Origin of the sequence: Alicyclobacillus pomorum DSM 14955 (assembly GCF_000472905.1) — a bacterium.
In the GTDB taxonomy this organism is placed as follows: domain Bacteria; phylum Bacillota; class Bacilli; order Alicyclobacillales; family Alicyclobacillaceae; genus Alicyclobacillus_A; species Alicyclobacillus_A pomorum.
The window spans coordinates 121,580-144,192 of sequence record NZ_AXAR01000009.1 but is presented as its reverse complement, the minus strand read 5'-3'; the positions used below and the strand labels follow the sequence as shown (position 1 = coordinate 144,192).

18 protein-coding genes, 1 rRNA gene and 1 riboswitch are annotated in these 22,613 nt (G+C 58.5%); all 19 genes read right to left on the bottom strand.

What is annotated here, in order from left to right; all coding sequences use genetic code 11:
- Positions 1-59, bottom strand: a 16S ribosomal RNA gene (locus YWK_RS0111070); the annotation flags it as partial.
- A 237-nt stretch (positions 60-296) separates the two neighbouring features.
- Positions 297-1,208 (bottom strand): EamA family transporter, encoded by a 912-nt coding sequence (locus tag YWK_RS19525; RefSeq protein WP_051375494.1) that lies wholly within the window; start codon positions 1,206-1,208, stop codon positions 297-299.
- Between the two features lie 72 nt (positions 1,209-1,280).
- A complete protein-coding gene (gene purD, locus YWK_RS0111060; protein WP_026964845.1) occupies positions 1,281-2,561 on the bottom strand; it encodes a phosphoribosylamine--glycine ligase in 1,281 nt (426 codons plus the stop codon).
- Between the two features lie 11 nt (positions 2,562-2,572).
- Positions 2,573-4,144 (bottom strand): bifunctional phosphoribosylaminoimidazolecarboxamide formyltransferase/IMP cyclohydrolase, encoded by a 1,572-nt coding sequence (gene purH, locus YWK_RS0111055; RefSeq protein WP_026964844.1) that lies wholly within the window; start codon positions 4,142-4,144, stop codon positions 2,573-2,575.
- A gap of 38 nt (positions 4,145-4,182) precedes the next feature.
- Complete coding sequence (purN, locus tag YWK_RS0111050) at positions 4,183-4,782, bottom strand: phosphoribosylglycinamide formyltransferase (protein ID WP_026964843.1); 600 nt, start codon at positions 4,780-4,782, stop codon at positions 4,183-4,185.
- 2 nt (positions 4,783-4,784) lie between these two features.
- Complete coding sequence (purM, locus tag YWK_RS0111045) at positions 4,785-5,822, bottom strand: phosphoribosylformylglycinamidine cyclo-ligase (RefSeq protein ID WP_035466700.1); 1,038 nt, start codon at positions 5,820-5,822, stop codon at positions 4,785-4,787.
- Positions 5,819-7,273 carry an amidophosphoribosyltransferase gene (purF, locus tag YWK_RS19520; protein WP_051375493.1) on the bottom strand — a complete coding sequence of 485 codons (1,455 nt, stop codon included), beginning with the start codon at positions 7,271-7,273 and terminating at the stop codon, positions 5,819-5,821. Before purF ends, purM begins: the two co-directional genes overlap by 4 nt.
- 53 nt (positions 7,274-7,326) lie before the next feature.
- Entirely contained in the window at positions 7,327-9,570 is a 2,244-nt protein-coding gene (gene purL, locus YWK_RS0111035; RefSeq protein WP_026964842.1) for a phosphoribosylformylglycinamidine synthase subunit PurL, read from the bottom strand.
- Positions 9,563-10,243: a phosphoribosylformylglycinamidine synthase subunit PurQ gene (gene purQ, locus YWK_RS0111030; RefSeq protein ID WP_026964841.1), complete on the bottom strand. Its 681-nt coding sequence runs from the start codon at positions 10,241-10,243 to the stop codon at positions 9,563-9,565. The genes purL and purQ overlap by 8 nt, the downstream gene beginning before the upstream one ends.
- On the bottom strand, positions 10,240-10,512 hold the full coding sequence (gene purS, locus YWK_RS0111025; protein ID WP_026964840.1) for a phosphoribosylformylglycinamidine synthase subunit PurS: 273 nt from the start codon (positions 10,510-10,512) through the stop codon (positions 10,240-10,242). Before purS ends, purQ begins: the two co-directional genes overlap by 4 nt.
- Positions 10,509-11,234, bottom strand: a complete 726-nt coding sequence (gene purC / locus YWK_RS0111020) for a phosphoribosylaminoimidazolesuccinocarboxamide synthase (protein WP_035466746.1) — start codon at positions 11,232-11,234, stop codon at positions 10,509-10,511. Before purC ends, purS begins: the two co-directional genes overlap by 4 nt.
- A gap of 104 nt (positions 11,235-11,338) precedes the next feature.
- Positions 11,339-12,631 (bottom strand): adenylosuccinate lyase, encoded by a 1,293-nt coding sequence (gene purB, locus YWK_RS0111015; RefSeq protein WP_026964838.1) that lies wholly within the window; start codon positions 12,629-12,631, stop codon positions 11,339-11,341.
- A 40-nt stretch (positions 12,632-12,671) separates the two neighbouring features.
- Positions 12,672-13,865, bottom strand: a complete 1,194-nt coding sequence (gene purK, locus YWK_RS0111010) for a 5-(carboxyamino)imidazole ribonucleotide synthase (protein ID WP_245578597.1) — start codon at positions 13,863-13,865, stop codon at positions 12,672-12,674.
- The gene (purE, locus tag YWK_RS0111005) at positions 13,846-14,334 is read right to left on the bottom strand and encodes a 5-(carboxyamino)imidazole ribonucleotide mutase (RefSeq protein WP_026964836.1); all 489 of its coding nucleotides are present in this window, start codon (positions 14,332-14,334) and stop codon (positions 13,846-13,848) included. The genes purK and purE overlap by 20 nt, the downstream gene beginning before the upstream one ends.
- A 168-nt stretch (positions 14,335-14,502) precedes the next feature.
- Positions 14,503-15,870: an NCS2 family permease gene (locus tag YWK_RS0111000; RefSeq protein ID WP_026964835.1), complete on the bottom strand. Its 1,368-nt coding sequence runs from the start codon at positions 15,868-15,870 to the stop codon at positions 14,503-14,505.
- A gap of 98 nt (positions 15,871-15,968) precedes the next feature.
- Positions 15,969-17,507 carry a glutamine-hydrolyzing GMP synthase gene (guaA, locus tag YWK_RS0110995; RefSeq protein WP_026964834.1) on the bottom strand — a complete coding sequence of 513 codons (1,539 nt, stop codon included), beginning with the start codon at positions 17,505-17,507 and terminating at the stop codon, positions 15,969-15,971.
- A 154-nt stretch (positions 17,508-17,661) separates the two neighbouring features.
- A riboswitch (purine riboswitch) is annotated at positions 17,662-17,763 on the bottom strand.
- Positions 17,764-17,850: 87 nt separating this feature from the next.
- The gene (locus YWK_RS0110990; protein ID WP_026964833.1) at positions 17,851-20,091 is read right to left on the bottom strand and encodes a transglutaminase TgpA family protein; all 2,241 of its coding nucleotides are present in this window, start codon (positions 20,089-20,091) and stop codon (positions 17,851-17,853) included.
- Positions 20,075-21,304: a DUF58 domain-containing protein gene (locus YWK_RS0110985; protein WP_026964832.1), complete on the bottom strand. Its 1,230-nt coding sequence runs from the start codon at positions 21,302-21,304 to the stop codon at positions 20,075-20,077. Before YWK_RS0110985 ends, YWK_RS0110990 begins: the two co-directional genes overlap by 17 nt.
- On the bottom strand, positions 21,304-22,284 hold the full coding sequence (locus tag YWK_RS0110980) for an AAA family ATPase (protein ID WP_026964831.1): 981 nt from the start codon (positions 22,282-22,284) through the stop codon (positions 21,304-21,306). The genes YWK_RS0110985 and YWK_RS0110980 overlap by 1 nt, the downstream gene beginning before the upstream one ends.
- Positions 22,285-22,613 lie beyond the last annotated feature (329 nt).

Genomic DNA, 22,613 nt, shown 5'->3' with positions numbered 1-22,613 from the left:
TGCATGTATTAGGCACGCCGCCAGCGTTCGTCCTGAGCCAGGATCAAACTCTCAAATAGAATTTGGTGCTCATTTCGAAAACACTTGCGTGTTTTGAATCACTCTCTGCGCGTGTTTAGTTTTCAAGGAACCACTCTGTGTTGGAGCTTTGACCGGAGTCTCCGCCCCGAGACAGCCCAACTATGTTACCACATTCCACTCATTCAAGTAAAGCGGAAATGTTTGGTTTTGCTGTCCGACCGCTTCACTCGTTGTCGAAGCGACGTCGAATAATATAGCACGCCCTGCGGCGAAGATCAAATAGTTTTTCGTTGAAATTTATGGAACTTGACATCGAGCGTCAATTCCGACACCGTAATCCCAGCGAGAATCATCACAACTCCCATCCAGCGCAGCCACGATACATCTTCGCCGAGCACAACACGGGCCACCAGGACTGCGACAGGAAGTTCAATGGATCCAAGGACGCCCGCCATTCGTCCACCGGTGTGAGGAATGGCGACAAGCATCAGACTGAGTGGGATGACCTGACTGAACAGGCCAGACACGACAGCCCATGGCCACAGGTGGTGCCACAGTCCCGACACCATCAGGCTGGTCGGAGGAAAGACGCAGAAAATGGCGACCGTGGCGATGGTGGCCGTGAGGGCGGATCGGATGGCTGGATTCACGTCGGCATCCGCGTAGCCAGATACGTATAGCGTGATGGCGTAACAAAATCCGGAGCAAAGCCCCAACATCACCGCCCACATCGGGAACGGACCAAGGGACTGTTCAAAGAGGCCCACGGCAAACACCGTGCCGGCCAGAATCAAGAGTAAGCCCATCCACTTTTGTAGGCTGGGCAACCTTTTGGTGACAAGGATATCGATGAGCACGACCATCCACGCAAATTGGAACAGCAGCACAATGCCGAGCGATGCAGGCAAGTGCGTCAGGGCGATGTAATACGTATAGCTGGTCCCCGCGCCTGACAGCCCAATGACCAGCAGTACCAGCCATTGTTTCATGGACTTCGGGAATGTTTTCTGTCCGGGTCGGAGTAAGGCAATCAACCACAACACAAGTACACCCACGAGATACTGTGCGTCCGTCGCTTGCTGGACGGTGAAACCTTGGTTGTACCCTATCTTCATAATGGACGAAACGAATCCGAAACTGCTCCCGGCCAACAGGACCAGGAATGCGTACCACCACACACTTCGCACTGGTATACCCTCCCCCATGAAAAAGACCGGGAACAATCCCCGGTCAGGTCATCTATACATTGTGGCTCTGAATTACTTCAGCGAACCCGCGATGTCTCGTCTGAAGTGTTTCCCTTCAAAGTATATCGCGTCCGCATCTGCATATGCAATGTCGCGGGCGGTGGCAAAGGAGTCAGCGACACCGCAGCACACGATAACCCGGCCCCCCGCCGTTAGCAGCGTTCCCTGCACCCGACGAGTGCCCGCATGAAAGATCAGTCCGGCGGTGGCGTCGCCCGTCTGAATCTCGCCGCCCGTGCGTGGCTGCTCTGGGTATCCTGGGGAGGCAAGGACCACGCAGATGGCTTTTTGCGGTTTCCACCGGATGGAGACATCTGCTAGGGAATCGTCTGTGACAGCCCATAGGATTTCCAGCAAGTCCGAGTCAAGAAGCGGAAGGACCACTTCTGTTTCTGGATCGCCAAAACGACAGTTGAATTCAATCACGAACGGTCCGTCTTCGGTCATCATCAACCCCGCGTACAAGACGCCGCGGTACTGGATGCCCCGTGATTTGAGTTCGTTCAAGAGCGGCGAGATAATGCGCTGCTGCACGACTTCGACCATGCCACTTTCGACAAAACCTGGGACAGGTGCGAAGGCGCCCATGCCTCCCGTGTTTGCCCCCGTGTCTCCTTCACCGACGCGCTTGTGGTCGCGCGCAGGAATCATGGGAACCGCAGTATGTGCGTCCACAAAAAACATCATGGACACTTCCTCACCGCGCAAACACTGTTCAATGACCACGGTCGTCCCAGATGCGCCGAACTTCGCGCCGACCATCATCTCGTCGATGGCAGCACAGGCCTCCTCTACGGTGTCGGCTACCACGACGCCTTTGCCGGCAGCCAACCCGTCCGCCTTGACCACAATCGGCGCGCCGCACTGGTGCACGTACGCTTTGGCGGACTCAGCGTCTGTGAACGTCTGATAAGAAGCGGTGGGAACGCAGGCAGCCGCCATCACCGATTTGGCGAACGCCTTCGACGATTCCAGGCGCGCAGCAGCCAGTTCTGGGCCAAACACGCGAATGCCTTTCTCGAAGCACCGATCCGCCAAGCCTCGCGCAAGCGGCAGTTCCGGTCCGACCACCACGAGGTCCACAGCTTCTTTTTCGGCGAATTCCACCAGCCCCTCCACGTCATCCACCGTAATGTTCACGCACGCGGCGATGTCCGCAATACCGGCGTTGCCTGGCGCAGCGTACAACGTCACGTCATGAGAGCTTTGACGGAGAGCCCAGGCAATGGCGTGCTCACGGGCACCGTTGCCCACCACGAGCACCTTGGGTTGTTGGGGAATGCTGAAAGTCATCGTCATCCTCCTTAGTGCAGGAAGTGCCGCTGGTGCGTAAACACCATGGCAATGCCGTGTTCATCCGCCGCAGCGATGCTGTCCGCGTCCTTGATGGAGCCGCCAGGCTGGATAATGGCCCGGATGCCCGCCGCCGCTGCCGTGTCGACAGTGTCGCGCATCGGGAAGAACGCGTCGGAGGCTAGGACTGCTTGTGCCGCTTTCGGTCCGGCTTGCTCAATTGCAATTTTCGCGGCTCCGACTCGATTCATCTGCCCTGCACCAATGCCCACGGTCTGCTGTGCTGTCGCGAGGACAATCGCATTGGACTTGACGTGCTTCACAACCAGCCACGCAAACTTGAGCGCCTCCCACTCTGCTGCAGATGGGGCGCGCTTGGTGACCACGTCGAACGATGATGGAGATGCGAGATCCACTTCCTGTACGAGCAAACCTCCGGAGACCCGGCGGAACAACACATCGCCCGGGCGCCACAGTGGCTCCTGCACGTCAATCTGCAACAGGCGCAGGTTCTTCTTCTTGGCGAACAACGCCAGTGCGTCGTCCGAAAAGCGCGGTGCAATGACGATTTCCAGGAACATCGACGTCAGCCGCTCGGCCAGGGCCGCGTCAATCTCTCGGTTGCAGGCGATGATGCCGCCGAAGATGGACACCGGATCCGCGTCGTAGGTCCGTTCGAACGCTTCCAAAGCCGTTTGACCGAGTCCGACACCGCACGGGTTCATGTGCTTGACAGCGACGACGGCAGGAGAATTCAGATGGTCTAGGCTGCGCAAAATATTGATGGCCGCGTCCGCGTCCTGGATGTTGTTGTACGACAGTTCTTTGCCCTGCAGTTGTCGAGCGCCCGCAATGGTCGCCGCGGAGGCGTTGGGCTCCGCGTAAAACTGTGCAGCCTGATGCGGATTTTCTCCGTAGCGCAGGACCTGTTTCTTCACATACGACACCTCAAACCGCTCTGGCCATTGCACGGCCTTCGATGCCTCCGCAGAGCCCGTCTCCAGCGTGTCGGCCAAATATCTCGAGATGGCCGCATCGTAGGCCGCTGTGGTGGCGAACACTTTTCGAGCCAGTGTCCGGCGTTGTTCGTCGGAGAGCCCTTGCCCTGACACCAGAGCTGCACCAATCCATTCGTAGTCGTCGGGATCCACCACGGGGATGCAGTACATGTGGTTTTTGGCAGCGGATCGGAGCATGGAAGGCCCACCGATATCAATCATCTCGATGGCTTCTGGCAACGTCACGCCTGGCTTCGCGATGGTCTCCTGAAATGGGTACAGGTTGACGACAACCACATCGATGGGGTCAATCCCGTGCGTCTGCATGCTATCCATGTGGCCCGCGTCGTGGCGCAATCCAAGGATGCCACCGTGTACTTTGGGGTGCAGCGTCTTCACGCGGCCGTTCATCATCTCCGGAAACCCGGTGTAGTCTCCGACTTCGGTGACAGGGAACCCTGCGTCTTTCAGGTGCGCTGCCGTGCCGCCGGTGGAAAGAATGCCGTACCCCGCTTTCACGAGTTGCTCACAGAACGGAACGATGCCCCTCTTGTCATACACACTGACCAGTGCCCACTTCTGCATATCAGTTCCACTCCCTCTTGTCGTGCCGGATCTACCTGTCACATCTGTCTGTCCATAATCACTTGCGCGATAGTGGCTGGGTACAACTCGTGTTCCACAGCGTGTACGCGCTCCAATAAGTCTGCTTCCGTCATCCCTGGCTCCACCGGAACCACCCGCTGTGCGACAATCGGACCGGTGTCAATGCCCTCGTCCACGTAGTGCACGGTCACGCCGGTTTCCGAGACGTTTGCCGCCAACGCATCCCTCACCGCCGTCCGCCCGGGGAACGCGGGCAACAGCGACGGGTGAATGTTGAGAATTCGGTTCCTATACGCATTCAATAAGGTGGGACCGACCAGTCGCATGTACCCTGCCAATACAATCAACGCTACGTCATATTCCTGCAACGCACGCAGAATATCCGCCTCGTACGCCGCCTTGTCCGGATACGCCTTGACCTCGTTCGCGAACACCGGAATGCCGGCCCGGCGCGCCCGGTCAACAGCCTGACAGCGCGGTTTGTCAGACACCACCAGCACAATCTCGGCCGGCCAATCCGGATGCAATTGTTGATAATCCATGAGCGCCTGCAGGTTGGTGCCGGTGCCAGAGACAAACACGCTGATGCGGCACTTTCCTCGAATCTGCCCAGGCATCGTCACGCCTCCAGTAGTACGGATTGATTCCCGGGGACAATGTCGCCGATGAGATAGGCGGGTTGTCCGCTGTCTGCGAGCAGACGAATCGCTTCGTTGGCCTGCTCTGCACTGACTACCAACACAAATCCAATCCCGAGGTTCCAAATCGTCGCCGCCTCCGCAAAGGGAAGCCCGCTCTTCTCGAGCAGCCATTGGAATACCGCTTGCAGTGGCCAGCGCTCTGGGTACAGTTTTGCGGATACATGGCTGGGAAGGCATCGCGGCAGGTTTTCCGGCAAACCACCTCCGGTAATGTGAGCCATCCCTTTTACCTCGATGCCCGCGTCCAACAGCGCATGCACCGGCTTGACGTAGATGGCGGTGGGACGCAGCAATTCCTCGGCCACAGTACCGCGCCATCCCGGAACCACGTCGTTCCACTGCAGCCCGTGTTCGGCAATAAGCTTTCGGACCAGGGAATATCCGTTCGAGTGCAGCCCGTTGCTGGCCAGCCCCACGACGACATCGCCTGGCTGAATCTGCGTGCCATCAATCAGTTCACTCCGATTCACAACCCCGACGGCTGTCCCGGCCAAATCGTACTCACCCGGTCCGTATAGATCTGACATTTCTGCCGTCTCGCCGCCAATCAGTGCGCACCCGGCTTCCGCGCAGCCATCTGCGACGCCCTTGACCACGGCCTCCGCCACATCCACGTCCAGCCGGTTCACAGCGAGGTAATCCAGGAAGAACAGCGGTTCCGCGCCGCTGGTGAGAATGTCGTTGACGGACATGGCCACGCAATCAATGCCGACTGTGTCGTGCCGCCCGGTGGCAAACGCCACTTTGATTTTGGTTCCGACGCCGTCGGTGCCAGAGACCAGAATCGGCTCCGGGTATTTCTTCACATCGAGCGCAAATCCGCCGGAAAACCCACCGATACCGCCAATGACCCCTGCGCGGCGCGTACGCTCCGCCAGCCGCGCATATTTCTTGGCCGCTGCGTTTCCCTTGTCGATGTCTACCCCCGCCGCCTGGTACGCCTGCTTTCCGCTCATCGGACAACCCCCTGCACTCGTTCCTCGTTTTGAAGCTTGTTCACTTCGTACACTTCCGTGGGATAGCGACCCGTAAAGCACGCGTTGCAGAACGGATACCGGTCGCCCGCCTTGAATCCAAACGCCGACATCAGTTCCTCCACCGTCAGAAATGCGAGCGAGTCCGCGCCGATTTCCTGGCAGATTTCGTCGACCGAATACGTGCTGGCAATGAGCTGTCCTTTGGACGACGTGTCAATGCCGTAGTGGCACGAGCTTGTGTACGGTGGACTCGAGATACGAACGTGCACTTCCCGCGCGCCTGCGTCCCGGAGCAAGCTGACAATTCGGCGGCTCGTCGTGCCGCGCACGATGGAGTCGTCAATCAAGATGACTCGCTTGCCTTCCACCACGCTCCGCACCGCGTTGAGCTTCAATCGAACGCCGGATTGCCGCAGTTCGTCGGAAGGTTGAATGAACGTCCGCGCGATGTACTTGTTTTTCACCAGCCCCATCTCCAGCGGAATCCCGCTCTGCTCCGCATAGCCCGAAGCGGCTGAAATGCTCGAGTCCGGGACACCGATGACGATGTCGCCGTCGGCCGGGTACTTCTCAGCCAGGATGCGCCCGAGTCGTTTCCGCACCGAGTGCACGTTCCACCCGTCGATGTCGCTGTCTGGCCGCGCAAAGTAGATGTGCTCAAACGTGCACATCGCCCGCTGCGTCGCGTGCGCAGCTGGGTATGACGTCAACCCACCACTGTCAATGACCAGTGTCTCCCCCGGTTCGACATCGCGTACGAACGTAGCGCCAATGGTCTCAAACGCGCACGACTCAGACGAGAGCACGTATGCGTCGCCGAGTCGGCCGAGCGCAAGGGGGCGGAGTCCGAGCGGATCGCGCGCCGCGATGAGTTGGTGGTCAGACAAGAACAGGTACGCATAGCCGCCCTTGATGACGCGCAGGCTGTCCTGCACATTTTCGAGCAGTGTCGGATACGCGGCTCGCGCAATCAGATGTGCAACCACTTCCGAGTCGCTCGTCGACTGAAACAGGCTCCCTTGGCGTTCCAGCAACACGCGGAGCGCGTGTGCGTTCACCAGGTTTCCGTTGTGCGCCACGGCCAGGTTCCCCTGATGCGTGGTGAACGTCATCGGTTGCGCGTTCTGCAGCGTGTTGGACCCCGCCGTCGAGTACCGAACGTGCCCAATCGCCGCATGCCCCAACAGCTCCGACACCTGGCCTTTCGCAAAGGCGTCCGTCAACAACCCAAGTCCCCGGTGGCTGTACATCCGCTCGCCGTCCACAGATGCGATGCCTGCCGCTTCTTGACCTCGGTGCTGCAGTGCAAACAGCGCGTAGTAGGTGAGTTCCGCAGCCCGCTCGTGGCCGTATATCGCAAACACGCCGCACTCTTCTTTCGGCTTGTCGTCCGCGAGGCATTCGCCCTCGCCGTATTCCCGCAGTGGCATGTCTCTGCTCCCCCTTCGCTGTGCCAAACGCGCGTAGTCCCAAAATGCGCACTTCAACCCGCTTGTGAGACGGGCCTATCCATCGCTTCTTGTAGCGTCTTCCGGTACACATCTTTCAATTCAGAGACCGACACCTCGAGCCACGTTCCGCGTCCATCGCGCACGGTCAGAGTAAATCCGCCTGTGACCCCAAGCACCGCGGCCGGGACACCGAGCGCCTTGGCCTCCTCCAAAACCCGTTCCACATCCTCGGCCCGCACTTCCAAGCAAACGCGGCTCTGCGCCTCGGAGAACAGCCAACCCAGGCGGTGGTTCGCGTCGTCTCGTGCCTCTGCCACCTCAACCTGGAGCCCCATGCCTCCATCGATGCACATCTCAGCCAGTGCCACCGCCAATCCGCCTTCACTGACGTCGTGCGCCGACCGGACGAGGCGCTTCCGAATCAGCGTGTGCACGAAGCGCTGTACGCGCACTTCCTCGTCGAGGTCAAACCGCGGCGCATCGCCAGCCGCCTGACCCGCTTGTTGCTGCCAGAACAGAGATCCGTCCAGGGCATCGTCGTCAGGTCCAACCAGGATGACGGCCGACCCGGTCTGCAGGAATGAACTCGGCGTCACATATCGCTCATCTTCCACGACGCCGACAGCGCCAATGACAGGTGTCGGGAAGATGTCCTTTCCGCGGCTCTCGTTGTAGAGGCTGACATTGCCGCTCACAACGGGGGTGTTCAAAGCGAGGCACGCCTCGCTCATGCCTGCCGTGGCTTCAGCGAACTGGTACATGATTTCGGGTTTCTCCGGATTCCCGAAGTTCAGACAGTTGGTGATGGCCAGCGGCGTTCCGCCCGTGCACACGATGTTGCGCGCTGCCTCCGCCACCGCGATGGCACCCCCTTTGCGCGGGTTGAGGTAGACGTAGCGCCCGTTTCCATCACAAGCGAGGGCGACCGCCCGGTCCGTACCTGGAACGTGTACGACCGCCGCATCGCTGCCAGGGCCGACCCGTGTCGCGGCCTTCACCGTGGTGTCGTACTGGCGGTAAATCCAGCGCTTGTCGGCGATGGACGGGTGCGCCAACAATCCGAGCAGCGCGTCCTTGAGGTTGACATCGGCGTTCGGAAGCGGGACGTGCTTCGCTGGTGCCTCTTGTGGCGCTGCCACAGGTCTGTCGTAGACGGGCGCATCGTCGACCAACAGCTTCACTGGCACCTCAGCAACTTGCTCGCCGTGGAACCAGAGCCGGAGCATACCGTCGTCCGTGACTCTGCCGATTTCACCAATCTGCAGGCCCCACTTGGCCAGAATGTCGAACGCGAGTTGTTCCTTGCCTTTCTCCATCACCACGAGCATCCGTTCCTGCGATTCCGACAGCATCATCTCGTACGGCGTCATACCGTTCTCGCGAACAGGTACCTTGTCCAGGAACAGTTCAATCCCGCCGCCTGCGCGACTGGCCATTTCCGCGGAGGAGGAGGTCAGGCCGGCAGCGCCCATATCCTGAATGCCGACCACGGCCCCCGTTTCGATGAGCTCGAGGCACGCTTCCATCAGAAGTTTGCCGAGGAACGGGTCTCCCACTTGAACCGCCGAGCGCTCTTTCTCATGCGGATCTTCCGCGGAAGCAAACGTCGCCCCGTGAATGCCGTCACGTCCCGTGCGCGATCCGACCACAAACACGGGGTTCCCTACCCCGGACGCCGTCCCTTTGACAATCTTGTCTGCGGGCAGCACGCCGACGCACATGGCGTTGACCAACGGGTTGTCGCGGTACACGTCGTCAAAGACCGCCTCGCCACCCACGGTCGGAATCCCGACGCAGTTTCCATACCCACCGATGCCGGCGACTACATTTCCAAAGAGGTAGCGCGTGTGGGCGTCCTCGAGGCTTCCAAATCGCAAGCTGTTAAGAAACGCAATCGGCCGTGCGCCCATGGTGAAAATGTCGCGCAAAATGCCGCCGACGCCCGTGGCCGCGCCCTGATACGGCTCGATGGCGGACGGGTGATTGTGGCTCTCCATTTTGAAGGCGATGCCAATGCCATCTCCGATATCCACAACCCCCGCGTTCTCGCCGGGGCCTTGGAGAACTTGTGGCCCACTGGTCGGGAACTGCTTGAGGTAGCGTCGCGAGCTTTTATAGCTGCAGTGCTCAGACCACAAGACGCCAAACAGCCCGGTCTCCACGTAGTTCGGCAGACGCCCGAGGCGGGCGACGACCCTTTCGTATTCGCTGTCCGTCAAGCCCATTTGCCGGTAGATCTGGTTGTCGCGAATTTGCTCTGCTGTCGGTTCAGCCAACGTGGATTGCCTCCTTTGCGTAGCGGCGCATGGAAGCGAACAACTGCAGTCCGTCTTCCGAGCCCATCCAGTTTGCCACCGCCCGCTCGGGGTGTGGCATCATACCCAGCACGTTCCCGCGTTCATTCAAAATTCCCGCAATGTTCCGTACAGAACCGTTCGGATTGGTTTCGTATTCGAAGGCAATGCGGTGGTTGCGCTCCAATTCGAGCAGTGTTTGTTCGTCCGCAAAGTACCGTCCTTCACCATGAGCAATCGGGACCGACAGGGTCTGCCCAACCTCGTAACCTGCGGTGAATGGAGATGTGTTGTTGCGAACCGTGAGTCGCACCATTTCGCAGCGAAACTGCAGGTTGTCGTTCCGGAGCAACGCGCCCGGCAACAGGCCGGCTTCGGTCAAGACCTGAAACCCGTTGCAGATGCCGATGACCAGCTTGCCCTGGAGGGCCGCCTCCTGCACGCCTTGCATCGCCGGTGAGAACCGAGCGATGGCGCCGCTGCGGAGGTAGTCGCCGTACGAGAATCCGCCTGGCAACACAATGGCATCGTACGCGCTGAGATCCCGCTCTAGATGCCAGACCTTCTCGACCGAGTCATCGCCCAGTCTGCGAATCGCAGCCACAGCGTCGTCGTCACAGTTGGATCCCGGAAATACTACGACCGCCCACTTCATACCGCAGCCTCCGCAGTCCGTTCCTGGATGGTAAACGAGTACGTCTCAATGACCAGGTTGCAGAGGACCGTCTGGCACATGACATCGACCTTGGCCCTGGCAGCAGCCTCATCTGGTGCTTGCACCGTCAACGACAGGTTTTTGCCAACCCGCACATTGGACACACCGTCGTGTCCAAGTGTCGCCAATGCCTGTTCAACGGCGTTTCCTTGTGGATCGAATACGCTGGGCTTCAGCCACACCTTCACTTCCACGTCCCATACCTTCATACCCGGACCTCCTCTATCACGCGTCGAAAGATTTCCTGATACGCTTCCTCCACTCCGCCGAGGTCGCGGCGGAAGCGGTCCTTGTCCAACTTGTCGTGGGTCTTTGCGTCCCAGAACCGACAGGTGTCCGGCGAGATCTCGTCCGCCAGCACAATCTTTCCGTCCGGAAGGCGGCCGAACTCGAGTTTAAAATCGACAAGAATCACGCCTCGCGTGCGGAAGAAGTCTTGCAGAACGTCGTTCACTTGAAGCGCGAGTTGGCGCACCACGGCAAGGTCTCCTTGGCTGGCCCAGCCGAGGACCGTGATGTGATCTTCGGTGACCATTGGATCCCCGAGCGCGTCGTCTTTGTAGTAGAACTCCACAATGGGGCGCTGCAGCGGCGTAGCTTCAGCCAGGCCGAGCCGCTTGGCCATGCTCCCTGCCGCGAGGTTTCGCACCACGACTTCAACCGGGATGATGTCCACCGATTTAACCAGCGTCTCAACCTCCGACAGTTCCTTGACAAAGTGCGTCGGAACGCCGTGTTGCTCAAGCATGGCAAACAAGCGGTTGCTCATCTGGTTGTTGATGCTGCCTTTCCCGCGGATTTGCCCGCGTTTCTCGCCGTTGAAAGCAGTGGCGTCGTCCTTGTACTCCACGATGTACATGTCTGGCACATCCGCCGCGTAGACCTTTTTCGCTTTTCCCTCGTACAGGAGATGTCCTTTGCTGGTCACTATGGTCACTCCGTTCTTTTGCTCACGTGGGCAGAATCAAATCGGCCCCCGATGACGGTGCGTTTTGGGCGTTTGCGTCACTGGGGGCCGACCCAACACATCAACCTCTATAAGCCGAGGCGTTCAAAGATGGTGTCGACGTGTTTCAGATGCCAACTCGGGTCAAAGCAGGCATCGAGTTCCTGTTCACTCAGATTCTCCTTGACGAGCGGCGCTTCCTTGATGATGTCGCGGAAGGGGCGCTCCTCCTCCCAGGCACGCATCGCACACGGTTGGACCGTGTCATACGCCACTTCCCGGGAGATGCCCTTGTCAATCAGTGCAGTCAACACGCGCTGGCTGTAGGTGAGACCAAACGTCCGCTCCATGTTGCGCTTCATGTTTTCGGGATAGACGTTGAGGTCGCGCAGGATGCGGTTCATTCTGTTTAGCAAGTAGTCCACAAGAATGGTGGAGTCAGGAATGATGACGCGCTCGACGGACGAATGGCTGATGTCGCGCTCATGCCAAAGCGGTACGTCTTCCAGCGCCGGGATGACGTAGCCGCGAAGTACCCGCGCCAATCCGCTGATCTGCTCACACGAGACAGGATTGCGCTTGTGCGGCATCGCCGAAGAGCCTTTTTGCCCCTTGTAAAACGGTTCTTCCAACTCGCGGATTTCGGATTTTTGCAGGCCGCGAATTTCCGTCGCAATTTTGTCCAGCGTGGTGCCAATGAGGCTCAAGGTAAACACAAATTCTGCATGCCGGTCGCGCTGCAGCGTCTGCGTGCTGATGGGCGCTGGCTTGAGGCCCAGTTTCTCGCAGACGTATTGTTCGACCTTGGGATGGACGTTGGCGTAGGTGCCGACCGCGCCGGAAATTTTGCCGTACCGCATCCGCTCGGCCGCTGCGTCAAAGCGTTCGAGATTCCGCACCATTTCGGCGTACCACAGCGCAACCTTCAGCCCGAACGTCGTAGGCTCTGCGTGGACGCCGTGCGTACGGCCCATCATCACGGTGTACTTGTGGTTCGCAGCCAGGGTCTTCAGAGTGTCCAGCAATTGGCCGATGTCGTCGCGCAAGATGGCAACCGCCTTCTGAATCTGCGCCGACAGTGCGGTATCGACCACGTCCGTGGACGTCAGGCCGTAGTGCACCCACTTGCGTTCAGGACCCAGCGACTCTGATACCGCCCGGGTGAACGCCACCACGTCGTGCCGGGTTTCCTGTTCAATCTCGAGGACCCGTTCCACGTCGAACGCAGCCTTTTCCCGGATTTTTGCCACGTCTTCCGCCGGGATGACGCCGAGGTCCGCCCACGCTTCGCACGCCAAGATCTCCACTTGAAGCCACCAGTAATACCGTTGTTCCAAAGTCCACAAACTCGCCATTTCCGGGCGAGAATACCTATCAATCACGACGGTTCCTCCATCCGATGAATTTGTTCCGCCGACCAGTCTACCAAATCCCAGCGTATTTGATTTGTTCCAACCCGTCCTCAAGGTCGTCACACAGTACGTTGACGTGCCCCATCTTGCGGTTGCGTTTGGCCTCTGCCTTACCGTAGAGGTGCAACTTCCAATGGGCTGGCCAGTGTTTCAAATGCGTCAGGACGGATGGTAGATGTTGACCCAGCACGTTGACCATGACCACCGGGCTCCATAGCTTCACGTCTCCCAGCGGCAGGTTGCAGATGGCCCGGACGTGCTGCTCAAATTGAGACGTCGAACAGGCGTTTTGCGTGTAATGCCCAGAGTTGTGTGGGCGTGGTGCGAGCTCGTTGACCAAAATCTGCCCATCCCGTGTCAGGAACATCTCCACGCCGAGCACGCCGACGACGCAGAGCGATTCTGCAATTTGCTTGGCAATCTCTTGCGCTCGGCGCGCGGTTTCGGCATCCACCCGCGCCGGAACAATGCTCATGTGTAATATGTGATGAACATGTATATTTTCAGCCACAGGAAACACCGTCATCTCGCCGCGCGGGCTTCGTGCCACCATGACCGAAAGTTCCCGCTCAAAAGGAATCAGGCGTTCCATGATGAAGGGGGCTTCCTCCACGCGCTTCGTTGTGCCGTGTCGCCCCGGTATGGTTTGTGCGGCCGCGATGGAGCTCCACAAAAGTCCGAGGTCGTCCTCGGCGGTCAGCCGCCATTGCCCCTTGCCGTCGTAGCCGCCTGCCGAGGTTTTGAGTACAGCCGGCAGCCCAAGCTCTTTCGCCGCCTGGCGCAGTCCTTGCAGCGTTGTGACCTCCCGGTAGTCCGCTATCGGGACACCCGCTGCTTGCAGAGCGCGCTTTTCACGCACGCGGTGCTGCGTCGTGTGGAGAAGAGACGCGCCTTGCGGCACGTAGGAGCACTCGCAGAGACGCGCCGTCACGTTCGCGTCTACGTTCTCGAACTCGTAGGTGACGACGTCGGACTGGCGACCCAGTTCCTCCGCAGCCGAGACGTCCGTGTAGGGCGCCACGATGTGGGTGTCGGCGACTTGAGCGCAGGGGCAATCCGGTTGCGGATCGAGCACGGCAATGCGGTAACCCATGGCCTTCGCTTCGAGCGCCATCATCCGCCCCAGTTGACCGCCGCCGAGGATTCCGATGGTTTGCCCAGGATGCACGGTTTTCGCAGGCTTGCTACTCTCCAGGATTGCCACGTTCCAACACCGCCTCGGCCATGGTCTGTCTTCGTTGCTGGAGCTTTTGCCGTAACTCCAAGTCGTCTATCGCTAAGATCTGCGCCGCGAGCAGCCCTGCATTGGCAGCACCCGCAGGCCCGATGGCGACCGTCGCGACAGGCACGCCGGCAGGCATCTGCACGATGGACAGCAGTGAGTCCAAGCCATTCAGCGCGGAGCTTTTGACCGGCACCCCAATGACGGGAAGCACGGTTTTCGCGGCCACCATCCCTGGTAAGTGGGCGGCTCCGCCGGCACCCGCGATGATGACTTTCAAGCCCCGGTCAGCCGCCGTGTCCGCGTATTCAAACATCCAATCTGGAGTGCGGTGTGCAGACACCACCTTTTTTTCGTAGGGAATCGCCAGTTCGTCGAGGACCTCGCAGGCCTTCACCATCGTGTCCCAGTCCGACTGACTCCCCATAATGACGCCAACGACTGGTTGCATGCACGGCACTCCTTTCTGCCCTTCCAGTCTACCTTCCGCAGAAAACACACGTCAACCCAAAATACGAACATTTTTATTCCAGATCAAATTTTTGTTCGGAATTTGATAAACCTGGCAAACGGCCGGCACGAAAAACGGGAGGGGTCGAAAGACCACCTCCCGTTGTCCTTACAGCATCCAACCGTAGCGCCACACCGCGAGAATCACGATGATAATCATCAGCCAGTGGATCTTCGTATACTCTTTCCTGCGTGCAATCCACAGGAAGAAATTGATAATGACGAACGACGTAAAACCGACGGCAATGCCGTTGGAGATGCTGTACGTCAGCGGCATTGTAATAATGGTGAGGAACGCGGGCAACGCAATGCCAATATTGTCCCAATCGATGTGCTTGACTGCACTCATCATCAGGACACCGACGATGATGAGCGCGGGTGCAGTCGCCTGCGCCGGGATGACCAGGGCGAGCGGGGCAACCAACAAGGAAGCGATGAAAAGGACGCCCGTGGTGACCGCCGTCAGCCCCGTGCGACCTCCTGCCGCAATCCCGGAACCACTCTCAATATAAGCAGTGATGGTGCTGGTCCCGAGCAGCGCGCCGAAACTCACGCCAAACGCATCCACCAGCATGGCCCGGCCAATGCGCCGCTTTCCGTCTTCGCCTTCCATGAGTCCAGCTTTGGTGGCCGTGCCCACCAGGGTGCCGAACGTGTCAAACAACTCCACAAACGTAAAGGTGAACAGCGCAGTGACAAGGCCGACGTCGAACACGCCGCGCAAGTCCAACTTACCCACTGCGAGGTGGTTGAAGCTCGGCAGCGACCAGTGTGACAGGCCACTCAGGTCGGTCACGCCCAACGGAATCCCAATCAGCGTGGTGATGACAATCCCAATCAGAATAGCCGCTGGCACGCGCAGCGCCATCAGCGTACCAATGACCAACAGGCCGATGAGGGTAAGCAGTGTGCCCGTGTTGTGCAATGATCCGAGATCAGGCAACCACGAGCCGTTATCAATGAACGACCCCGGCGTAAACTGCGTCGCTTTGTCGCCGATAAACTGCATCGACATCAATCCGCCGTCTTTGAAGCCGATAATGGTGATAAACAGGCCAATCCCGACGGTGATGGCAAACTTCAACGAATCCGGCACAGCAATGACGAGCAGTTGGCGAATGTGAGTGACGGTCAAAATAATGAAGACAATGCCGGAAATGAACACTGCGCCAAGCGCAGTCTCCCACGTCATCAGCGCCCCGGGCCGGTGCGCAGCGACAACAGCAAAGTAGGCGTTCAAGCCCATGCCCGGCGCTAAGGCAATCGGGAAGTTGACCAGCAGGCCCATGAGCAACGTGACAACACCTGCGCCAATACAAGTGGCGAAGAACACGGCCTGCGGATCCATGCCGGTTCCACTCAAAATGAGTGGATTGACAAACAAGATGTAGGCCATGGTAAAGAATGTCGTGACGCCGGCAGCGATTTCCGTGCCGACGGTGGTGTTGTACTTCTTTAACTGAAAGAAGTTTTCCAAACCCGTTTCCTCCTCGAATGCACGTTTTGCAACATGCTCAGCGATACATAACGACAAACCACTGGTTCAACATGACGCGCAATGGACGTAACGTCGATTTACTCCCACTCGATGGTCGCCGGTGGCTTCGACGTGATGTCGTAGACCACGCGGTTCACCTCTGGCACTTCGTTGACAATCCGCAGCGAGATCTTCTCTAACACGTCGTACGGAATTCTCGCCCAATCGGCTGTCATACCGTCCTGGGATGCCACGGCGCGAACCGCAATGGTGTGTGCGTAGGTCCGCTCGTCCCCCATGACGCCGACACTGCGTACGCCCGTCAGGACGGTGAAGTACTGCCACACGTCCCGCTCCAAGCCCGCATTGGCGATTTCTTCTCGTAAGATGGCGTCCGATTCGCGCACCACGCGCAGCTTCTCTTCCGTCACCGCGCCAATAATCCGGATGGCGAGACCAGGTCCTGGGAACGGTTGCCGCCAGACCAGCGACGCGGGCAAACCGAGGACTTCTCCCAACGCTCGAACCTCGTCTTTGAACAACTCACGCAGGGGTTCAATGATGGTGAACTGAATGTCTTCCGGCAAACCGCCGACGTTGTGGTGTGACTTGATGGTTGCGGCCGTCGCAGTACCACTCTCAATAATGTCTGTGTACAAGGTCCCTTGGACGAGGTAATCGAACGGGCCCAGCCGCTCGGACTCCGCTTCGAACACGCGGATGAACTCCTCGCCGATGATTTTGCGCTTCCGCTCCGGGTCTTCCACGTCGGCCAGTTTTCCGAGGAACCGGTCCTTGGCATCCACCCGAACCACGTTGACGCCCAGTTGTTCGCCCAGCGTGGACATGACCGCTTCGGATTCCCCTTTGCGCAGCAATCCGTGATCCACAAAGACGGCGGTCAATTGATCTCCTATCGCCCGATGGACCAGTGCGGCAGCCACGGATGAATCCACGCCGCCGGAGAGCGCGCAAAGGACACGCTTGTCTCCGACCTGCTCGCGAATTTGCGCCACCGCGACATCGACCAGAGACGCCATGTTCCAATCCCCTGCACAGCCGCAGATCTTGAACAAGAAGTTGGATAAGAGCTGAGAACCGTATTCGCTGTGCTTGACTTCCGGATGGTATTGGACGGCGTACAGTTGCTTGTCCGGCCGACTCATGGCAGCGATGGTGCCTGACGTCGTGACCGCGTCCTGTTGGAACCCTGCGGGCACTTGCGTCACCACGTCACTGTGACTCATCCACACGTTCTGTTCCTTGGGCAGACCGTCAAACAGCGGATTGTCTGCAGACTGGACCAGCAACGTCGCTCGGCCGTACTCGCGGACTTTTCCTCTCTCCACTTGGGCTTCAAAGCGTTTCGCCAACAACTGCATTCCGTAGCAAATGCCAAGAATCGGAACACCCAGGTTGTAGATGGCTGGATCCACGTCGGGTGCGCCGTCGGCAAAAACGCTGTTGGGGCCACCGCTGAATACGATGCCTTTGAGGTTCCGCTTTGCCAGTTCCTCTGCGGAGACCGTGTGCGGAAGTAATTCAGAGTACACGTTCATCTCTCGAATCCGGCGGGCAATCAATTGATTGTACTGCCCCCCAAAATCGAGGACGACCACCATTTCGCGGCCTGACATATTGTCACACTCCCTCTTTCGTTGCAGTCGCTTCAGCAGAAATAAAAAATCCCCGACTCCCGCTGTCCGGTAGGGTTCCTAAATGACCCAAACGACATACGAGGAGTCGGGGATGAACTCCGCCACACCCACGGTCGATGTAGCAGCGCGTACTCCCTGATGAAGCAAACCTCGTAGTCGGACGATTTCCGGTCGTCCGGTAGAGACTGCTGAGCCATATTCCCAGCGTTATACGAGTGCGTGTACAATTTTCGACACTATTCTACTTTCCGGAATCTATTTCGTCAACGTCGTGCAGACGCCGCGCGGCCACGGAATTGACCATCCTCGGGCGAAGCAGCACCTACGAATCTCTCCGCAGGACGCGAAGAATCCAGCGAAGCCACGTTTGCCGTGCCCTCCGCAGGTCGTCCTCCGAAGGTGTCTTTCTTCCATACCAGTAAGATTCCGCCGTCTGCACCAGGTGGCGGTAGTCCTCCCCATCCACACCGTACGTCTCGGCAACCTGTCTCAAATCGCGCAGAGTAGTCGAATTATGTCGAGGAATGTCACCCATTCGTCGAAGTAGGTTCACCAGGTGTTGCAACGCGCGTAACATCGCCTGATCTGTGAGCTGTCGCCAGATCCACTGCGACCTCATCACTTGCACACGGCGCCGAAACACCCACAGTCCGACCAACAAGACTGCTGCCGCAATCGCCAATCCCCAAAGCACCGTCCGGAACCATGCTCCCCAGTCCATGGAAGCGTTGGCTGTCGTCGCGGCATGGGTGTCCGTTTTGTCGACTTTGCTCGCCTTTGGAGGATTCACCGTCATGTTTGTCGTGGTCTGGCCTACGGCAGGCGTTGGGGTGGCGGTCGAGTCTGTCGGCAAGTACGGCAGGTCAAAGTTCGGCGTTGGATCAAACGGCACCCACCCATAGTTTGGGAAGTACACTTCGACCCATGAGTGGGCATCCGCGTTTTCGTAAGTATACTTGAAATCCGGTCCTTTGTAGGAGGGATCTTCTTCACCGGGCGCAAAGCCAGTGACCCATCGGGTGGGGATGCCAAGTGCCCGTAACAGCACCGCCATGGACGTCGAGAAGTTGTTGCAGTACCCTTTCTTCGAGTCAAACAGAAATTGGTCCACGTAGTCTTGGTTGGCGGCAGGTTGCGGGATGCCTTGCGTCTCGTACGTGTAGTTGTACCGCAGGAAATCGCGCACCGTCGTCACGATGTCGTATTCACTGTGTTTGTTGCCGGCCAATCGATAGGCGAGTTGCCGCACTCTGTCAGGAATGGCAGGCAACTGCAGATACGTCTCGCGAATATCCACCGGAAACGCAGCCTCCCGTTCATCCGGCAGAGGCGGAAGTTTCTGCAGCGTGTCATCCGGTGTCTGCATCTCGTAACTCGTCACCGTATACGTCAGCCCCTTGGGCATCCCGTGTACAGACACAATGCCAGTGTCTTGGGACACCTCCAGCGCATCCCCGTCCGTGAAGCCGCTCCCTTTCACTTGCTGAACCGCGTATGCGCCGAACAGGACGCTGGTGCGCAAGTTCTCTCCTACCACCGTGATCTTCTGTTGAACGGGCTTCCCCTTTACTTTCCTCTGGTCCAGACCATACTCTGCAAACGTTTCGCCCACAGGTACCGGCACGAAGTGGTTGTATCCAGGTTGCCATCCCTGCCCCGTGTAATACGAGTAGACCATGCCCCGGAGATACGCCGGGTACTTGCTCACCATGGTCAGCACGGGATCATGGTTCATCACAAACGATCCGCCAAGATGCTCGTTGTTCTCCTGATACCCGATGACCTTTTGAGCCGCACCGCCAGGGCCGTTCCCGTGCCAAGCCGCAATGGCTTTCGCCGGATCCGCCCAGACTGGCCCGTCCTTGGGGAGAACCCATGCCACCGTCAAACTGATGGACAGAAGCGCGAGAAGCGATGCAAAGTACCGCCTTGATGGTGCACCGCGCCCGCTCTGCACCACGCGAGTCCGCAGCCTCCGAAACTGTAGAAGTCCTAAGTTGAACACACAGAGGATGAGGACGACGACCAACGCCCAATTTGGATGCACCGCCGTGTTGCCGTCTACAATGGCCAACAGGACGGCTGCCGACACGTTGTAAAACAGCCACAACCGCACCCTCGCAGAGGCGTACGCAATCAACCAGTACATGCAGCAAATGCACCACAAAAAGAGGTGGGTCTGGAGCGGATCGGCCCATCCCTGCTCGGTACCGTGCAACAGCCAGACGCCCTGTTGCCACTCATAGCGCGTGATATCTATCAGGGACTGCGCCACGTTCTCGTGTCCAATGTGGCCGCTGCCCTGCAAAACGCCCACTGGACCGGCGTAGTAGTGGACGATGTACGCTTCCGTCACGACAAACGCGGCGATGCCACGCAGCCAGCGCCAAGGCGTCATTTGCGCCACCAGCAGGCCGAGAAAGACCATGGCAAACGACGTGGCTTGGTTCACGAGGTGCAGCTGCTCCATGGGGCTGAGAAACATCCAGAGCCAGAGCGCAGAGAGGATGGCCGTGAAGATTCGAAATGGCGCCGAGAGCGCGACGTCATACGCTGGTGACACGCTGCCCACCTCCTCGCTTCAGCGTCGCAAGCTGCTCCGGTGCGCCAATGAGATACACGTTGACGCGGGCTGCGTGAAGCATCGCCAACCCCTGTCGTTGTTCAGCAGAAAGTTCCCCTTGCTCCCTTGCCACTGGCACAAACCATTCCACCGGGGTTCTCCGTCTCACCACTTCTGCGGCAACAGCGGCGTCTGGATCCAGACGCGGAGAAACGACGACCAAGGTAGTCCCCATCGGCGTGTCCTGCGCCACGCGAACCAACGTTTGTGGAAAATCCACGGAACCGTTGGGCTCAGCCAGCGCCAGCGCTTCCATGCAGCGGAGGAACAGCGACTCATCGCACCCAGGTGGGAACTTGGTCAGCTTTTTTCCATGCAGGGTGGCTGCGAACGTACGACGCAATTGGTAGGCGTGTTTCATCAGCGACGCGACCACGGTCATCTCCAGCTCAAACAACGATGGACTTTGCTCTCCAAAGCTGGTCGACGCGAGGTCCGGGATGAACATCCACTCGCTGGACACGTGCAATTCAAACTCCTTGGCCTGCAGCGTCCCCCGCCGCGCGCTGGCTGGCCAGTGGATGCGGCTGAGCCTATCTCCCGGCACATAGTCGCGCACCCCAAGGACGTTTGTCGATTCTTCCGCACGGCGGCGTGTAGGCTGTCGCAATCCAAGTTCCACGGGCTGATATCCCATCCAACCGCGCACGGGAACGACGCGGGGGTACACCATCACTTCGTCCCGCCGCTCGTCGCGTCGCTCTCTGCGGACGAGTCCGAGCAAGTCTCCCGTCTCAACGATGGTGTCGCCAATGACATACAGGCCTCGTTGGAGCCACTGCACTTGGTAGGTCCATCTCAACTCTCGCGCCCACAGCGGTTGAAGGACCGTGTCCGCCCCCTGCGCCTGAAGCAACCACTGCCCCGGCAGCGCTTCCCGGACCCGAACCCAAAACAGAGGCCACAACCCACGCCGCTGCAGCGTCAATTGAATGGTCAACGTTTGGCCCGCAGACAATCTGCTAGCCGAAATGTTGCGCTCGGTGGAAACAAACCGCAAGCCAATGACCATGGTGATCCATTCGTAGATGGCGATGGTGCACGTGAAGTAAAAGAGGAACCACGCAAAAAAGCCGCCCTCTACTTTGCCAAACACGTAGGTTGCCGCCACACACACAGCACCAAGCAGCAGCGCCACGGCCCGCCTTTGCATCAGCGGCCCGCTCCTTGCAAGATGGGCACCGGAATTGAGGCGACAATTTCGCTCAACAGATCACTGACCTGTACGCCAGACAGTCGGGCGTCAGCCGATAACAAGATGCGGTGTTGCAGTACGTATGGGGCGAGGTACCGAATATCGTCCGGCACCACGTAGTCGCGGTTGCATAGGAATGCCAGCGCTTGTGCAGCCTTAAACAGCGCGATGCTAGCCCGTGGGCTGGCGCCCAGATAGACACTGCTGTGGACGCGGGTCGCTTGCACCACCGAAACCAGGTACTTGCGAACGCTGTCCACGACGTGCACGTTGGCACAGGCGTGGCGCCAGGCCAACACGTCTTCCGGTCCTGCCACCGCTGCCAGGGCGTCAATCGGGTGTTGCCACTGTTGCCGGTCGAGGATGGCCACTTCGTCTTGCAACGTGGGATACCCCATAGAGAATTTCAACAAGAATCTATCTAACTGTGCCTCCGGCAGGGGAAACGTACCTTCAAATTCAATCGGATTTTCTGTTGCTAACACGAAAAACGGAGAGGGCAACCGGTACGTGTGCCCATCGGCAGAGACACTTTGCTCCTCCAGCGCCTCCAACAGGGCAGACTGCGTTTTCGGAGACGTGCGGTTGATCTCATCGGCGAGTACAATCTGTCCAAAAATGGGACCTGGCCGAAATTCGAACTCTTGCGTCTTTTGGTTGTAAATGGACACCCCCGTCACATCGGACGGCAGCAGATCCGGAGTAAATTGAATGCGTTTAAAATCACATCCCAGGGACTTGGACACTGCCCGGACCAGCATGGTCTTTCCCACACCTGGGACATCTTCTATCAAACAGTGCCCGTTCGCCAGCAGCGCAACCATGACAAGGCGAATCACGTCCTCTTTGCCGACAATCACCTTCTCCACATTCTCTACAACCGGCTTCACAGCCGGGTGCCAACGGTCAAGTTCAAAAGGACGTGGTTGATTCGTCACTCGGTTCTCCCTCCAACACCAGCGCTCAATCGCCAGCGATTTGCAAATCGCTCCACATGCAAAAGACCTCTCTACTGACGATTGTACATGTCATTTCGTTACAATGTAGCTCGAAGTTTTTGAAAGTTCTACAGTTCACGCCGCCCTCAATCATATACCGTCCATAGAAATCATGGCTTATTTTAATGTGGTCTTAACATTTCTACTTTACACTTCTAACAACTGCTCAAATAGATTCACTCGCATGGCGTATTTGATATGAGAATAGGAGATGAAAAAGTGAACACAGGCAGAGCCAGCGCTCTACGTGACGCTGACGCCCCGTCAAG

What these genes read in the sequence shown, in the direction of transcription:
- purS (WP_026964840.1), bottom strand. Translation starts at nt 10,512, where the DNA reads ATGAAGGTATGGGACGTGGAAGTGAAGGTGTGGCTGAAGCCCAGCGTA.
- purD (WP_026964845.1), bottom strand. Translation starts at nt 2,561, where the DNA reads ATGACTTTCAGCATTCCCCAACAACCCAAGGTGCTCGTGGTGGGCAAC.
- purE (WP_026964836.1), bottom strand. Translation starts at nt 14,334, where the DNA reads ATGCAACCAGTCGTTGGCGTCATTATGGGGAGTCAGTCGGACTGGGAC.
- purF (WP_051375493.1), bottom strand. Translation starts at nt 7,273, where the DNA reads ATGCCACTGCGGGAATACGGCGAGGGCGAATGCCTCGCGGACGACAAG.
- purM (WP_035466700.1), bottom strand. Translation starts at nt 5,822, where the DNA reads ATGAGCGGAAAGCAGGCGTACCAGGCGGCGGGGGTAGACATCGACAAG.
- guaA (WP_026964834.1), bottom strand. Translation starts at nt 17,507, where the DNA reads ATGTCAGGCCGCGAAATGGTGGTCGTCCTCGATTTTGGGGGGCAGTAC.
- purQ (WP_026964841.1), bottom strand. Translation starts at nt 10,243, where the DNA reads ATGAAGTGGGCGGTCGTAGTATTTCCGGGATCCAACTGTGACGACGAC.
- YWK_RS0110985 (WP_026964832.1), bottom strand. Translation starts at nt 21,304, where the DNA reads ATGCAAAGGCGGGCCGTGGCGCTGCTGCTTGGTGCTGTGTGTGTGGCG.
- purN (WP_026964843.1), bottom strand. Translation starts at nt 4,782, where the DNA reads ATGCCTGGGCAGATTCGAGGAAAGTGCCGCATCAGCGTGTTTGTCTCT.
- purH (WP_026964844.1), bottom strand. Translation starts at nt 4,144, where the DNA reads ATGCAGAAGTGGGCACTGGTCAGTGTGTATGACAAGAGGGGCATCGTT.